Source organism: Acinetobacter sp. TSRC1-2 (genome assembly GCF_049895885.1).
Taxonomy (GTDB): Bacteria; Pseudomonadota; Gammaproteobacteria; order Pseudomonadales; family Moraxellaceae; genus Acinetobacter.
Genome location: NZ_JAFCTF010000014.1, coordinates 41,074 through 54,906, shown reverse-complemented (window position 1 = coordinate 54,906; position 13,833 = coordinate 41,074). Strand labels below are relative to the sequence as shown.

The window sequence follows — 13,833 nt, the reverse complement described above, 5'->3', positions numbered from 1 at the left end:
ATCAGAGTCATTTAAATTAATATGAAATAAAAAGCGATGAACATTATTTATTTACATGGATTTCAAAGTAGTAGCTTGTCCATAAAAGGGCAACATATTAAAGCATTTTGCCAGCAGCAGAAAAATTTTGAGGTCTATTTACCTGATTTAAATATGCCACCCAACCAGGCTTTGGTTTATGTTTCGGATATGATTGCAACTTTAGATCAAGTGGTCCTCATTGGTAGCAGTCTTGGGGGCTTTTATGCGACACAACTGGTCGCAAAACATGGGGTGCCGGCTGTTTTAATTAATCCTGCTATGCGACCATGGCAATTATTTCATGATTTATTTGGCAGCCAGCAGATTCCCTATAGGGTGAATGCTGAATGGACTCTGGATCATACACAACTTGAGCAACTGCGGCAGATGGCGGTTCCATTTGTGCAAGATGCAGACAAAATTTTAGTGTTACTGCAACAAGGTGATGAAGTTTTGGATTATCGTGAAGCACAGCGCTATTATAGCCATGCTTCACATCAGTCCATGATCATCACAGAAACGAATGGCAAGCATGCGATGGACAATTTCGCAGACAAAATACCGATGGCATTACAGTTTTTATCGGATTGTATAAAATAAGGAAACAGTACAACGTGTCTCAATATACGGCTCAATCACTTGAAGTTTTATCTGGTTTAGATCCGGTTCGTCGTCGTCCGGGAATGTATACCGATACCACTCGTCCAAACCATTTGGCACAAGAAGTAATTGATAATGCAGTGGATGAGGCACTTGCAGGACATGCCAATAAAATCACCGTGACGGTGTATAAAGATGGTTCTTTGTCGGTCGAAGATAACGGTCGGGGTATGCCCGTCGATATCCACCCGGAATATGGCCAAAGCGGGATTGAAATTATCCTGACCAAATTACATGCCGGCGGTAAATTTAGCACCGACAACTACCAGTTTTCAGGTGGTTTGCATGGTGTGGGTATTTCGGTTGTTAATGCACTATCTAACCGGATTGAAGTTGAAGTTCAGCGCCAAGGCAATGTCTATAAAATGGCGTTTGAGCATGGTGAACCGGTTTCACAACTCGAAGTGTTTAAAGGTAAAGCACCTAAGCGTGCCTCAGGTACCACGGTTCATTTCTGGCCAGATGTAAAATATTTCGACTCACCCAAATTTGCTTTAAAAGCCTTAAAGCATAATTTAAAAGCCAAGGCGGTTTTGGCGGCAGGCTTACAAATTGTATATGTCGACCAAATTAATAACGAAAAAATTGAATGGCAATTTGAAAATGGTTTAGTCGACTATTTGATGGATGAATTGCAAGATCGTGACATTATCCCATGTCCTGCCTTTGTGGCGACAGGTGAAGCAGAACGTGCCAGTGCAGAATTTGCAATTTGCTGGAATGCTGAAGGCGGTGAACAGGTTCAGGAAAGTTACGTCAACCTGATTCCCACTGCACAAGGTGGTACGCATGTGAACGGTCTTCGTTCGGGTGTCACGGATGCCATGCGCGAGTTCTGTGAACTGCGTAATTTATTGCCGCGTAATTTAAAGCTTTCTGCGGAAGATGTCTGGGATGGCGTGAACTACATTCTGTCTTTAAAATTTCAGGAACCGCAATTTTCCGGTCAAACCAAGGAACGTCTTTCAAGTCGTGAAGCATCAAGCATTGTGCTAAATATTGCCAAAGATGCATTCACGCTGTGGTTGAATCAAAACTCTGATACAGCTCTGCAGATTGCTGAAATAATGATTGCCAAAGCCGGCCGTCGTTTAAAAGCCGCTAAAAAAGTTGAACGTAAAAAGATTGTTGCAGGACCAACTTTGCCGGGGAAACTGTCCGATTGTGTCGGTCATACGTTAGATGAATCTGAACTGTTTATTGTGGAAGGAGATTCTGCGGGTGGTTCTGCCAAACAGGCGCGAGATAAAAATTTTCAGGCGATCATGCCGATTCGTGGGAAAATTTTGAATACTTGGGAAGTGGCATCCGATGAAGTTCTGGCTTCTCAGGAAGTACATAATATTGCCATTGCGATTGGTGTAGATCCAGGCAGTGATGACCTTTCAGAATTACGTTATGGCAAAGTGTGTATCCTTGCCGATGCCGATTCAGATGGTTTACATATCGCGACGCTATTGTGTGCATTGTTCGTGAAACATTTCCCCACCTTGGTTGAAGCAGGGCACTTGTATGTTGCCATGCCGCCCTTGTTCCGGATTGATGATGGCAAAGACGTCCATTACGCACTTGATGAAAACGAATTAGAATCAATTCTGAAGAAAACCAAAACCAAAACGCCGCAAATTACCCGATTCAAAGGCTTGGGTGAAATGAATGCCAGCCAACTTCGTGAAACGACCTTAGACCCTGATACTCGCCGTTTGGTGCAGCTTGATTTAGATGACATGCAATTTACTGCAGGATTACTCGATAAGTTGCTTGCCAAGAAACGTGCCAGTGATCGTAAAGAATGGTTAGAACAAAAAGGTAATCTGGCTGATTTAGTGGTTTAAGCATTTAATAAAAAAGCCCCCCGAAGGGGCTTTTTTATTAAATTTCTAGACTTTCTGACCACAGAAAATAACCACCGTATTGGCTTGTCCTAAATTCTCCGCCAATGGCTTTGCCTTGTTCTGTGAGTAAATGTTTGCCATTTTCATTGAGTGTTAAAAATCCTTTTTCAATAAACTTATCTAATAAATCAGTAGTTTTTAATTTATGTTTTGCCGCTAATTTTGATGAAGTTAATTTACTTAAATGATCTGTGTCCTCATCTTTTTTTTCTTCAGCTTGAGCTTGTCCTGTTTTTACTTCATCTAATGAGATTCGAAGTTCATCACTAATGCGAATAATGCGCTGAGATTCTTCATAAGCATCTTTAAATACTTCATCATCTTCATATTTACGAATTAAAATGCCCATTTCATTATTATTCACTTGACTAAATTCGTAGAGATTTAAACTTGAAATAATGCATTCCGATTCATTCATATAACATTTTGCATGTAGGTTTTTACAAAAGCTGAGGCGTACATAATCAAGTTTTTGCATCCATTTAATTTCATCAGGATGTAAATCACTTTTTCCATAAACAATACGGATATCAATTTTTAAACGGTTTTTGTCTTCTAAGAGTTCTTTAATACGGTCATTTAAATGCAGATAAGGACTGATTAAGATGAGTCGCTCTTTTGCATTTTTAATCAGTTCTTCCAAGAAAAAATTGGTCGCACTGGTATTTAAAAATTTTGCCATTAAATTTCCCAAACAAAGTTTATACAAATTATTTATTATTATTAAAGCATATACAGATCATTTGTTTAGCAGTAAATAAAAAAATTTAAAGCATTATTTTTCAGAAGGTTGAATAATTTAATACTTAATCTAGTATCAGCTGCATCAACACCAAATCACGCCATTGTCCAAATTTTTGTCCCACTTGAGGCATATAGCCTGTGTGCTTAAATCCTAAATTTTCATGTAAAACAATAGAACCTTTATTTCCATGATCAATCGCCGCGACCATGACATGAATATGATGCTGTTGTGCATGGTCAATCAATTTCAGCATTAAAGCCTTGCCTAAACCTTGTCCGATAAAGTCAGGATGAATAAACACAGAATGTTCAACAGTATGTTTAAAGCCATGAATTTGACGAAATGAAGAATAATCAGCGTAACCTGCAATATGTTTAGATTCTAAATCTTCAGCAACTAATAAAGGAAACTGTTGAGCGGCGAGATTTTTAAACCAGTCATGAAAATCCTCTAAAGACTTTTCCTTGTCATTCCAGGTCGCAGTTCCATTTAGAATTTCAGCATTATAAATATTCAGTATCTGTTCTAGATCTTGTGTTTGAGCGGGACGTACTTGGAAGTCCATTACATATGCCGAATGAATAAATAGAGGCATATTTTAGAAATAATTCCATTTTAGGGCAATAAAACGTATTAGAAGTGGTATTTAACCAATGCGCTTACGTTATTTTCATTGGCATCTGGAATACCAAATTTATTGTTCCAAACTGAATGTTCGATACCGAGGTATAAACGGGTATCTGGTGAAATGTGTTTACCCGCATTCCATTTCCATTGCGTGGTCCAGTTGAGTTCACTTGCATGGTCATTTTTTTCTGCTGTAGACCAGTCAAGGAAACCGTCCACAAGGAAGTCTTCAGAGCCTAATTTAAATGGCACACCATAAGTGAGTGTCATTTGATAGTCATCTTTTTGAAGTTCATTATTGGCACGATAGAAATTTACACTCGCATATTGGAAATATGGAATATCTAGATCGAAGCCTACACCGTATAAGAAGTTATCAAAGTTATTATAACTTTCTTTAGCGCTATTAGCTTCCCAGGTAGTAGAAACCAACACGTCTTTTACAGGACCGAAAGCAAGTTTTTGACCCGTTACTTCACCCAAGCTTAAGCGAGGTGATAATTCAAAATAAGTTGATTTGTTATCATCCCCACCGCGCATGCGGTCAGCAAAAAAGAATACATCTGCATACTTCACTTTAGCTGCATATTCAACAGTCATAGTGGTTTGCTGATCATCTACAACTTCATAGTTTTCACCATAAAGACCAGTCACGCTGAAGTCTTGCCAAATTGGCGCAGCTTGAGTAAGTGCAGCAGTTGAAGCCAATGCACATGTAGCAAAAATTTGTGTAAGTTTCATTAAAAAATATCTCCCCCGAGAAGCAAACAAAGCATACAGATTCTCTAGCAAAAATAAAGCCAAAATTGATCAGTAAGGCAAAATAATCTAATTCTCTAAAATGCCTTTTAACTCAAAATTAAACTACAGCTTTGATACTTAAAAATACACGCCGATAAAAAACATCAAACGATTTTATACTGTAGTCCTGAGCGATAACCAATAATATGAGATTTATCAAATAACTTGGCAAATAAATTTAAATCACCGAATTTCTATGTGGTTATTTAAAAATATCAAAATACTACTTGCATCTGCTTCGCATAGCCCCTTATATTCGAAGCATAAGGACACGATTCTGCAGACTCAAAAGTGTTCATCGTTCAATGTGGAGGAATTCGTTCCAAACTAATTTGAAGATGTTTCGCGCTGTTTTTACAGCAAGTTTAAACGTGCCAAGATAAGAAGTTTTGCACAAAAAGATGTGAATAAAAGAGGATGAAATTATATGAACATTGAAATCCGTACAGATAAAAACATTCAAAATAGTGAACGTTTAATTACTTATGTTCGTACAGAACTGAATGCAGAATTCCAACGTCATAGCGAACGTATTACTCACTTTTCAGTTCATTTTAGCGACGAAAATGCAGCCAAAGGCGGTGCAGATGATATTAACTGCATGATTGAAGCGCGTCCAGCAGGGTTGAAACCTGTGGTGGTCAACCATCGCGGTCATAATATTGATACTGCCATCCATGGTGCCATAGATCGTTTGAAACGCAGTTTAGAGCATCTGTTCGAGAAAAAAGAAAACCCTCGTGCAGCAGTGCCGGTATTTGCTGAAGTCAACGATGCTGATACTGAGGATGCAGAGGATTTAAAAGATTAAGTAGCAACATGCTTCATTAGATAGGAAAAAAGCTCTTCGGAGCTTTTTTTACGTGTACATGTTAGGAAAGTAAAATGAATAATAAATATGCTTGTTATACATTTATCTAAAACAAATCAGCGTTTATTGGGCATAATAGTTTAAAACTGATTAAAGAGAGCTTTCTCCATGTTAACAGCGCAACAACAAGTCTTTGTACAAGCAATAGAAGAACTAGATCTTGCTCAAGTACAACGCCTTTTGGCAGAAGGTCTTGACCCTAATTTTATTGATCCGGAAAAAGGTCCTATGATTTCTGTCTGGTCAGATGGTTTATTTAAATGGTGGGAACAGATTTGTGAAGCCCATGAAGCAGGTTCACCCTTATCTGAACAAGAAAAACAACAAAGTTTGGCGGTACATATTGAAATTTTAGAAGCGCTTATTCAGGCCAAAGCCAATGTACATTTATGGGATGCTGAAGAACTGTATGGTCCATTATGGGATGCTGCCAGTGCTGCTTGTGTGCCTGCAGTGAAACGCTTACTCGATGAAAAAGTAGATCCAAATAGCAAGGATGAAGAAGGGCTCACCATTTTATCTTCAATCAGTGATTTATTCTTTGATTGTGATTTTGATGAAATTAACTGGTCAGAAGCTTTGGCAGAAGAAAAACAAACCTTGGAGTTGCTCCGTAGTCACGGTGCTAAAATGACCAAAGAATTAACATAATAGCGAGATAAAAATGTCAGCAGTAAAAATAGTAGCTTTGATTGTTGCGGCAGGTTTCAGTATGAATACTATGGCTGCTGAATTTTCCTTTGACCGTCCGGGGACAGGTTTCAGTACCGGTATTACTCCAGTCGGTCAATTGGCATGGGAACAAGGTTTACCGAATGTCAGCTATAACCAAACCACGGTAGAGGGCGAACAACAAAAAACTGTCACTTTAAACGCGGATATGTTATTGCGTACCGGTTTGGCCAAAGACCTAGAGTTACAATTGGGATGGCAAGGTCCAGCTTGGAGCAAAGTAAAACGTGCAGGTCAGTCAGTTGAAGAAGATGGTTTGGGCGATGTCAGCATTGGACTTAAAAAAGCCATTGATCTGGATGATGACAAGCTTTCTATGGCTATTTTGGCAGAAGCTATTTTAGCGACAGGAAATGATGGCTTTAGTAATCACGATGATATTTATAGCCTGAGTTCTGCGGTAGCTTATGCAGCGACTGATCTGATTACCACTTCAATCACCATGCGTTATGAAGCCCAAAACAGTAATTGGGCTGTGACTGCCGTCCCAACCATTGAATATAAAATTGCGGATAAATGGTCAGGTTTTTCTGAATTTGTGTACCGCAAGGCTGAAAGTGAACATTATGAATATTCACTGGGTTCTGGTGTTATTTATGCACTGAATAACCGCGTACAAATGGATGCGAGTGTGGGTGTTGACTTGAATGGCAGAGATAAAAGCTACCAGTCAGGTTTGGGTGTTTCCTTCCTCTTTTAATTAAAAATATAAATGTATATGAAAAAGTATCTTCCAAATAATGGGTTCTTGTTTCATTCTGCTGTGAGCGGATTTATTTGTAGCGTCATTTTATTGTTTTCAATGACTTTACAGGCACAAGATCAATTGCGTTCTGCAGAAGATGCTTTTTCTTTTACGGTTGAATCCAACCGTAAGCATGAAGCACAGCTGAATTGGAAAATTCCCGATCGTTATTATTTATACCAACATAAATTTGAAGTTAAGCAGGGAACACAAAAACTTGCTTTAAAACTGCCTAAAGCCACCGATCTGTATGATGAAAACTATGGACATACCCAAGTTTATTTTCAAAATATTCAATTCAACATTCCGACTGAAGCATCAAAAACTTATCAGGTGACTTGGCAGGGCTGTGCCCAGGACCGCATTTGTTACCCACCTCAAACGGTCGAGTTTCAGACCGATGTCGATGGCCTGGTGCTTCTGCAAAATCAGGCTAAATCCAGCAAGCGTTTGCTCGACCTTTCACAGTCATCGAATAACACAACAAGCAGTAAGACAGCTTTTTCGACTGAACAAAATAATGTAGAAAGTGCTGAATCTCCAGTTGCGTTAGATACTGCTCAAGATCAGATGTGGTCGCAACAACTGGCAAAAAATTCTTTATTTTATAGTCTGTTGCTATTTTTTGGCTTAGGGATTTTACTGGCCTTTACCCCATGTTCCTTGCCGATGTTACCGATTTTGACTTCGTTAATCGTGCGCGACAGCAAGGGCTTAAAAGCCTGGATGATTGCCTTGGTTTTTGTCTGTAGCATGGCCATGGTTTATGCCATTTTAGGTTTGATCGCCTCAGCTGCCGGTTTGAACTTCCAGCGCTGGTTGCAGCAGCCTTCTACCCTGATTGCTTTTAGCGCGCTCTTTGTCTTGTTCGCGTTGAATTTATTTGGCCTGTTTGAAATTAAATTGCCGCATGCTTTAGTAAACCGTTTAGATCGGGTGCATTCGCTGCAAAAAGGTGGCAGCTTGGTGGGTGCGGCGGTGATGGGCATGATCTCGGCCTTACTGGTTGGACCCTGTATGACCGCACCTTTAGCCGGGGCGTTATTATTTATTTCCCAAACCCAAAGTCAGTGGCAAGGGGCATTATTACTGTTCACGCTGGGTTTCGGAATGGGAACACCGCTGCTTTTGGCCAGTGTATTAGGTGCAAGAATTCTGCCCAAAGCCGGGCAGTGGATGCATCAAATTAAAGTGATTTTTGCTTTTATCATGCTGGCTTTGGCACTGTATTTTATTCGGCCTTTAATTTCTGAAGCCTGGACGCAATGGCTAGGTTTGGGCTTGGGATTAAGCTTTATTGGCTATGTAATCGCGCGCTTAGTCGGACAAAAAACACAGTTCAAATGGCTGTATATTTTAGCATTAATCACCGTGATTCCTTATCTGGCCTATACGCAATATCAGCACAGTCAACGATTCTTTATTCAGCAAAGCACTACTCAAGCGACATGGCATGTGGCTAAAACAGCCAACGAATTTCAGCAGTTGTTAGCCAGTGCGCCATCTGAGCAAGCCATTATTATTGATGTCTATGCAGACTGGTGCGTGGCGTGTCAGCCGATTGAACATCGTGTTTTAAAATCAGCACAAGTGCAGCAAACTTTGGCCCCGTATTTTTTGATTAAACTGGATTTGAGTCATTATGATGCAACCCATCAGGCATTGCTAAATCAATGGGATATTTTAGGACCTCCAACGTATTTATTTTTAAATCCAAAACAACAAGAAATTCGCGGTTTACGTTTAACCGGAGCTTTTACCGAAGCGGAATTAATAAAACAGCTCGATCTGTTTCAAAAACATATAGGACAATAATTTCATGTATCAGCTCTATATTGCCAATAAAAATTATTCCAGTTGGTCAATGCGCCCATGGTTAGTGCTGAAAGCGTTTAATTTACCATTTCAAGAAATCATGATTTCCTTTCCCGCAGAACGGAACACAGGTACTTTTAAACAGGATATTTTGGTAATTAACCCCAATGGTAAAGTCCCCGTGTTGGTGGATGAGGGGTGAATTATTTAGAGCCATATCAACAGCAAACGCTTTAACAGGATTTCGGTTCGGTGAAGAAGTCTTGATAACATTTAACCTGATTACGCCCACATGCTTTTGCTTCATACAGGGCTTTGTCTGCTTGGCTTAACAACTGCTGCGGTCTAAGTTGGATATTCGATAATGTAATCCCAAAACTGGCTGTGACCTGAATTTTCTCGCCCGAATCACTGCGTAAATCCAGCTGTTGAATGGCTTGACGATAACGCTCAACAATAGTTTGTGCTTGTTCTAAAGAAGAGCTATTTAGAATAACAATAAATTCCTCTCCGCCAAATTGCCTCAAGACATCGCTATCACGAATGATTTGTGAGAGCACTTCACTGACTTTAATTAGGGTTTCATCGCCTTTATCATGCCCATATTGTTCCTTAATCCGTTTAAAATGATCCAGGTCGATTAATACCAAAGCGTAAGAATTTGTTGGTTTATTCTCTAATTTTTCTAAATAATAATTAATACTACGGCAGTTAAGGGTATTGGTCAGTGGATCAATCCGACTTAAATTCTGAATTAACTTTTCTCTATGGCGCCATTGGCTGAGTAAAATTTCAAATAAAATTAAACAGCTAATCAAGATGGGTGCAATGAAATACATCATTGAGCTAACCCAAAACATATTTTGATAGGGCAGGCCGTCTAGATAGAATATTGGTGCATAGGGAATTTAATCTTTTAAGCATAAAAATGCACTTCATCTGAATGATTGTTGTTTCAAATATAGAACATTGTGTTGTGTATAAAGGTATTATTCTATTTTTGTTGATCGATTAAACTGGGTTCATTGAATAAATAAAGATTAAGGTTTTGAGCATGAAAGTTTTACATATCGATTCGAGTATTTTAGGCGTTGTTTCAGTTTCACGCCAATTAAGCCAAGCCATTGTTGATCAATTACAGACTAAACATACAGATTTAGCGGTTGATTATTTAGATTTAGCTGCCCAGCCGATTCCACACTTAACCGGTGCCATTTTAATGGGACAAGATGCAGAACAAGTTGCCTTGGGTGAAAAAATTATTCAGCAATATCTTGATGCGGATATCGTGGTGGTTGGTGCGGCCATGTATAACTTCGGTTTGACTTCAACCTTGAAAGCTTGGATTGACCGTATTAGTGTAGCCGGTAAGACCTTTAAATATACTGAAAATGGTCCGGTGGGTTTGGCCGGTGAGAAAAAAGTTTATATCGCCAGTAGTCGTGGTGGGGTGTATGGTGAAAATAGTCCAGTCGATTTTCAGGAAGGTTTTTTGAAAACTGTATTTAACTTTACCGGTGTGAATGATGTCGAAATTATTCGTGCTGAAGGTGTCAATATGGGGCCAGAGCTGAAAGAGCAGGCAATTTCTAACGCTTTAGCCCAAGTACAAGCACTGTAATTTTTGAAAATATAGAGTATTCCTCTTGGGTCAGCTTCGGCTGACCTTTTTTATATGAATTACTTTTTTAATACCAAGCTTTTTAATACCAGGATTAATCTCGATCGAGCCGATGTGCAAATTCCGCCAGATCGGCCAAAGCTTGTTTTCCTTCATCAAACCAAGTGTGAAACATCTGAAAATTGTGCCACATACCCGTGTAAAGTTTATAGGTCAGATCAACCCCGGCTTGTTCCGCTTTCTCTTTAAAGCGCTGTGCATCATCCAGTAAAATTTCTTTAGAGCCGACTTGAACCAAGATTGGTGGTAATCCGCTTAAGTCTGCAAACACAGGTGAAATAGCCGGGTCTGCGGTATCCATAAATTTCGGTACGTAATAATCAATCCCTGCTTCTAAAGTTTCAATAGAGAGCAGTGCATCGTGCTTGCGGTTATAACGCAAAGATTCACTGCTTAAAGTCAAATCTAAAAATGGGGATAATAATATCAAGCCACTGACTTGAGGAAGGCCTTCGTCACGAATTTTAAGTGCCAGAGCTAAAGCCAAATTAGCACCACAAGAGTCGCCCGATAAAATGATGTCTTTGGCTTGAATTCCTTGCCCTAACAAAGTGGTATAAATGTCAAAAATCGCATCACTGGCTTCAGGATAAACAGACTCTGGAGCTAAGGGATAGTCGACATGAAGCACTTGCATCTGTGTACGTGCGGCCATATGAGTTAAAAAGGCACGATGGGTGTCGAGTGAACCCAAAAAGAATGCACCACCATGAATATGCAAAATGAGTTGTGTTGATTCACCTTGAGGTTTTATTTCTTCAGCACGTAAGCCTGCCAGGCGTAGTGATCTGACTTGAACGTCTTTATTACTTGGAAAGACACGACACATTTGCTCCAATGCAAAACGTATCGAGTTGGGAGGCAAGTTAAACTGGCTGGGTTTACGAATGGCCGTTTTTAAAATACTTTCTGTAATTAATTGTTTCCATAGCGGATCTATCTTCATGTTTCTTCCATCTTGTTTTATCTTTAGGGGATGATTAGATATTTACCAATTCAAGATACAAGATTACACTAAATGGTCACATTCAAAAATTGCAAAAATGTTGTGACTTTTTAATACTAAGCCGTCTATACCAGACTAGGGAAACGAAAAAAAATGAAAAAAATTGCACTTGCACTAGGATTGCTCGGATTAACAGTTTTGGCTAATGCTGCTGATCCATTAAATGGTTCTGTTTGGAAAACGATTGATGACAAAACGAAACAACCGAAAGCCATAGTAAAATTTACTGAACAAAAAAATGGCACATTATCTGCGAGTATTCAACAGGTGTTAACACCAGGGGAAGAAAAGGCATGTTCAAAATGTGAAGGTCCATATCATAACAAATCTTTAAGAGGTCTAAAGATTGTGCATGGTCTTAAAAATGCAGGGGGTACAAGTTATGAAGATGGAACAATTCTTGACCCTGCTTCAGGTAAAACTTACCGGTTAAAAGGTCAAATGACGGATGGCGGTAAAAAATTAGAGTTACGGGGCTTTATCGGGATAGCGGCTTTAGGCCGTAACCAAACCTGGATTCGTGCAGAATAATTTAAACTAAAAAATTTTAAAGCAAGCAAAGCCTAGTGGATATTCAGCTAGGCTTTTTTATACGAGAGCTTTACTATCTCGATCTTATTTTAAAGCTTTATAAACAGCTTCATTATAGCCCACAACATAGCCTTGCTCAGTTTCGAGCACCGGACGTTTAATCAAACTGCTATGCGTTGTTAAAGTCGTGATCAAATTGCTTTCATTCGCAAGCGCAGTTTGCTGTTCTGCTTCACTCAGTTTGCGCCAGGTGGTCCCTTTTTTATTGAGAATAAGATCTGGTCCAATCGCATCTATCCATTTTTTTACAGTTCCAGCGTCAATGCCTTGTTTTTTGTAATCATGAAATTCATAGACCAGACCGAGTTGATTTAACAGGTCAAAGGCTTTCTTCATTGAGCTGCAATTTTTGATGCCATAAATTTTAAGCATAAAATGATTATTCCATTTTCAATTACCGGATAGCCTAGCGAAAATTAGCTATAAGCTCTAGAGAAAATTAAAAGTATTAAAAATTAAATAAACATGTCATGAAATTGACATTTAGATTTGCCAAGATAGCGTTATAGATAAGAATAACTTTATGATTAAAAAAAATAGATTTGATGGAGCTAGAAAAAGAGAAAACCCGCATTTAATCATCCTGATCATGCGGGTCTCATTTCAACGTCCATTGTCACATCCTTGCAAAATAAGCTACCGAAGTGGTTTACTTTGTTTCATCCTACGGCGTCCTGTCCTTTTGTGTCATCCTGACATATCCCTTTGCCGTGAAGCAATAATGCACTTAAAACAGTTGTATAAAAATATACAAACGCGTCAAGTGTTGTAGGTTTTTGGATGGTATTGAGTGAACATTTGTTCACTCAAATAAATCTTATTCATTAGATTTTATAATCAATAATCACTGGGGCATGGTCGCTGAACCAGGTTTCTTTATAGACCCAAGCATTGGTTGTCCGATCTTTCCAATCTGGTGAACAGGCTTGATAATCAATCCGCCAGCCGACATTTTTAGCGCGGGCTTGTCCTCGGTTTGACCACCAGGAATAAAGTTCCGCTTCCTTACGCACTTCACGGAAAGTATCGACATAACCCAGATCATCATAAATATGATCGAGCCAAGCACGTTCATGCGGTAAACAGCCAGAAGATTTTTGATTGCCCGACCAGTTTTTAATATCGATCCGTTTATGGACGATGTTGTAGTCACCGCAAACGATGATAGATTTATCTTCATCACGCCATTGTTTTAAAATATCTTGGTATTGGTCTAAAAAGTGATCTTTACGGGCTTGTGCTTCTTCACCTGATGAGCCAGAGGGTAAATAAAGGGAACAGATATGAACAGGTTTTTCCAGACCTAGGTCAAATTCAGCAGATATAAAGCGTCCTTGAGAATCGGCCAATTCAAAACCCAAACCATCGGTCACCGAAACAAAAGGCAGGCGGCTATAAATAGCAGTACCTGCATAGCCTGCACGTTCAGCAGGGAACAGGTGGGTGTACCAACCTTCCGGTCTAAATTTTTCAGTCCACTGCGCATGCGTGATCCGGCTTTCCTGCATACAAATCACGTCGGCTTCTGACTGTTCCAGCCATTCAAGCAAGCCTTTAGTCACTGATGAACGTAAGCCATTTACGTTAATGGAAACGACTCTTAGAATTTTTTGATCACTTGGATAGCTACTCTTTGGTATCAT

16 protein-coding genes are annotated in these 13,833 nt (G+C 39.3%); 9 read left to right on the top strand and 7 right to left on the bottom strand.

Features of this window, described 5'->3' with window-relative positions; translation table 11 throughout:
• The first annotated feature begins 36 nt into the window (after positions 1–36).
• Together ACP69Y_RS13910 and parE are read left to right on the top strand one after the other, a co-directional pair.
• Positions 37–621 (top strand): YqiA/YcfP family alpha/beta fold hydrolase, encoded by a 585-nt coding sequence (locus ACP69Y_RS13910; RefSeq protein WP_425918966.1) that lies wholly within the window; start codon positions 37–39, stop codon positions 619–621.
• Positions 622–635: 14 nt separating this feature from the next.
• Entirely contained in the window at positions 636–2,516 is a 1,881-nt protein-coding gene (gene parE / locus ACP69Y_RS13905; RefSeq protein WP_425918965.1) for a DNA topoisomerase IV subunit B, read from the top strand.
• A gap of 37 nt (positions 2,517–2,553) precedes the next feature.
• On the opposite strand, the gene ACP69Y_RS13900 is transcribed toward parE, so the two are convergent.
• From ACP69Y_RS13900 to ACP69Y_RS13890, 3 genes are all read right to left on the bottom strand, one after another.
• Positions 2,554–3,258, bottom strand: a complete 705-nt coding sequence (locus ACP69Y_RS13900) for a phospholipase D family protein (RefSeq protein WP_425918964.1) — start codon at positions 3,256–3,258, stop codon at positions 2,554–2,556.
• Positions 3,259–3,382: 124 nt separating this feature from the next.
• Entirely contained in the window at positions 3,383–3,886 is a 504-nt protein-coding gene (locus ACP69Y_RS13895; RefSeq protein ID WP_425918963.1) for a GNAT family N-acetyltransferase, read from the bottom strand.
• A gap of 68 nt (positions 3,887–3,954) precedes the next feature.
• Positions 3,955–4,689, bottom strand: coding sequence for an outer membrane protein OmpK (locus tag ACP69Y_RS13890; RefSeq protein WP_425918962.1), 735 nt, complete (start codon positions 4,687–4,689; stop codon positions 3,955–3,957).
• A gap of 487 nt (positions 4,690–5,176) precedes the next feature.
• Between ACP69Y_RS13890 and ACP69Y_RS13885 the strand changes: the two genes are divergently transcribed.
• From ACP69Y_RS13885 to ACP69Y_RS13865, 5 genes are all read left to right on the top strand, one after another.
• On the top strand, positions 5,177–5,560 hold the full coding sequence (locus ACP69Y_RS13885; protein ID WP_425918961.1) for an HPF/RaiA family ribosome-associated protein: 384 nt from the start codon (positions 5,177–5,179) through the stop codon (positions 5,558–5,560).
• Positions 5,561–5,728: 168 nt separating this feature from the next.
• Positions 5,729–6,271, top strand: coding sequence for an ankyrin repeat domain-containing protein (locus tag ACP69Y_RS13880; protein ID WP_425918960.1), 543 nt, complete (start codon positions 5,729–5,731; stop codon positions 6,269–6,271).
• A 13-nt stretch (positions 6,272–6,284) separates the two neighbouring features.
• Entirely contained in the window at positions 6,285–7,052 is a 768-nt protein-coding gene (locus tag ACP69Y_RS13875) for a transporter (RefSeq protein WP_425918959.1), read from the top strand.
• A gap of 12 nt (positions 7,053–7,064) precedes the next feature.
• A complete protein-coding gene (dsbD, locus tag ACP69Y_RS13870; RefSeq protein ID WP_425918958.1) occupies positions 7,065–8,912 on the top strand; it encodes a protein-disulfide reductase DsbD in 1,848 nt (615 codons plus the stop codon).
• A 4-nt stretch (positions 8,913–8,916) separates the two neighbouring features.
• Positions 8,917–9,114 (top strand): glutathione S-transferase N-terminal domain-containing protein, encoded by a 198-nt coding sequence (locus ACP69Y_RS13865; RefSeq protein ID WP_425918957.1) that lies wholly within the window; start codon positions 8,917–8,919, stop codon positions 9,112–9,114.
• Positions 9,115–9,145: 31 nt separating this feature from the next.
• On the opposite strand, the gene ACP69Y_RS13860 is transcribed toward ACP69Y_RS13865, so the two are convergent.
• Entirely contained in the window at positions 9,146–9,754 is a 609-nt protein-coding gene (locus ACP69Y_RS13860; RefSeq protein WP_425918956.1) for a GGDEF domain-containing protein, read from the bottom strand.
• Positions 9,755–9,966: 212 nt separating this feature from the next.
• On the opposite strand from ACP69Y_RS13860, the gene ACP69Y_RS13855 reads away from it, so the two are divergent.
• Positions 9,967–10,533 (top strand): FMN-dependent NADH-azoreductase, encoded by a 567-nt coding sequence (locus ACP69Y_RS13855; RefSeq protein ID WP_131216858.1) that lies wholly within the window; start codon positions 9,967–9,969, stop codon positions 10,531–10,533.
• Between the two features lie 94 nt (positions 10,534–10,627).
• Here the strand turns inward: ACP69Y_RS13855 and ACP69Y_RS13850 are convergent, their stop codons facing one another.
• Entirely contained in the window at positions 10,628–11,539 is a 912-nt protein-coding gene (locus ACP69Y_RS13850; RefSeq protein WP_425918955.1) for an alpha/beta hydrolase, read from the bottom strand.
• 153 nt (positions 11,540–11,692) lie between these two features.
• On the opposite strand from ACP69Y_RS13850, the gene ACP69Y_RS13845 reads away from it, so the two are divergent.
• The gene (locus tag ACP69Y_RS13845; protein ID WP_131216854.1) at positions 11,693–12,130 is read left to right on the top strand and encodes a DUF2147 domain-containing protein; all 438 of its coding nucleotides are present in this window, start codon (positions 11,693–11,695) and stop codon (positions 12,128–12,130) included.
• Between the two features lie 84 nt (positions 12,131–12,214).
• Here the strand turns inward: ACP69Y_RS13845 and ACP69Y_RS13840 are convergent, their stop codons facing one another.
• On the bottom strand, positions 12,215–12,562 hold the full coding sequence (locus ACP69Y_RS13840; protein WP_131216853.1) for a Spx/MgsR family RNA polymerase-binding regulatory protein: 348 nt from the start codon (positions 12,560–12,562) through the stop codon (positions 12,215–12,217).
• Between the two features lie 452 nt (positions 12,563–13,014).
• On the bottom strand, positions 13,015–13,833 hold the full coding sequence (locus ACP69Y_RS13835) for an exodeoxyribonuclease III (protein WP_131216981.1): 819 nt from the start codon (positions 13,831–13,833) through the stop codon (positions 13,015–13,017).

What these genes read in the sequence shown, in the direction of transcription:
- dsbD (WP_425918958.1), top strand. Translation starts at nt 7,065, where the DNA reads ATGTATATGAAAAAGTATCTTCCAAATAATGGGTTCTTGTTTCATTCT.
- ACP69Y_RS13910 (WP_425918966.1), top strand. Translation starts at nt 37, where the DNA reads ATGAACATTATTTATTTACATGGATTTCAAAGTAGTAGCTTGTCCATA.
- ACP69Y_RS13860 (WP_425918956.1), bottom strand. Translation starts at nt 9,754, where the DNA reads ATGATGTATTTCATTGCACCCATCTTGATTAGCTGTTTAATTTTATTT.
- ACP69Y_RS13875 (WP_425918959.1), top strand. Translation starts at nt 6,285, where the DNA reads ATGTCAGCAGTAAAAATAGTAGCTTTGATTGTTGCGGCAGGTTTCAGT.
- ACP69Y_RS13865 (WP_425918957.1), top strand. Translation starts at nt 8,917, where the DNA reads ATGTATCAGCTCTATATTGCCAATAAAAATTATTCCAGTTGGTCAATG.
- ACP69Y_RS13890 (WP_425918962.1), bottom strand. Translation starts at nt 4,689, where the DNA reads ATGAAACTTACACAAATTTTTGCTACATGTGCATTGGCTTCAACTGCT.
- ACP69Y_RS13835 (WP_131216981.1), bottom strand. Translation starts at nt 13,833, where the DNA reads ATGATACCAAAGAGTAGCTATCCAAGTGATCAAAAAATTCTAAGAGTC.
- ACP69Y_RS13840 (WP_131216853.1), bottom strand. Translation starts at nt 12,562, where the DNA reads ATGCTTAAAATTTATGGCATCAAAAATTGCAGCTCAATGAAGAAAGCC.
- ACP69Y_RS13895 (WP_425918963.1), bottom strand. Translation starts at nt 3,886, where the DNA reads ATGGACTTCCAAGTACGTCCCGCTCAAACACAAGATCTAGAACAGATA.
- ACP69Y_RS13880 (WP_425918960.1), top strand. Translation starts at nt 5,729, where the DNA reads ATGTTAACAGCGCAACAACAAGTCTTTGTACAAGCAATAGAAGAACTA.
- ACP69Y_RS13885 (WP_425918961.1), top strand. Translation starts at nt 5,177, where the DNA reads ATGAACATTGAAATCCGTACAGATAAAAACATTCAAAATAGTGAACGT.
- ACP69Y_RS13845 (WP_131216854.1), top strand. Translation starts at nt 11,693, where the DNA reads ATGAAAAAAATTGCACTTGCACTAGGATTGCTCGGATTAACAGTTTTG.
- ACP69Y_RS13900 (WP_425918964.1), bottom strand. Translation starts at nt 3,258, where the DNA reads ATGGCAAAATTTTTAAATACCAGTGCGACCAATTTTTTCTTGGAAGAA.
- ACP69Y_RS13855 (WP_131216858.1), top strand. Translation starts at nt 9,967, where the DNA reads ATGAAAGTTTTACATATCGATTCGAGTATTTTAGGCGTTGTTTCAGTT.
- ACP69Y_RS13850 (WP_425918955.1), bottom strand. Translation starts at nt 11,539, where the DNA reads ATGAAGATAGATCCGCTATGGAAACAATTAATTACAGAAAGTATTTTA.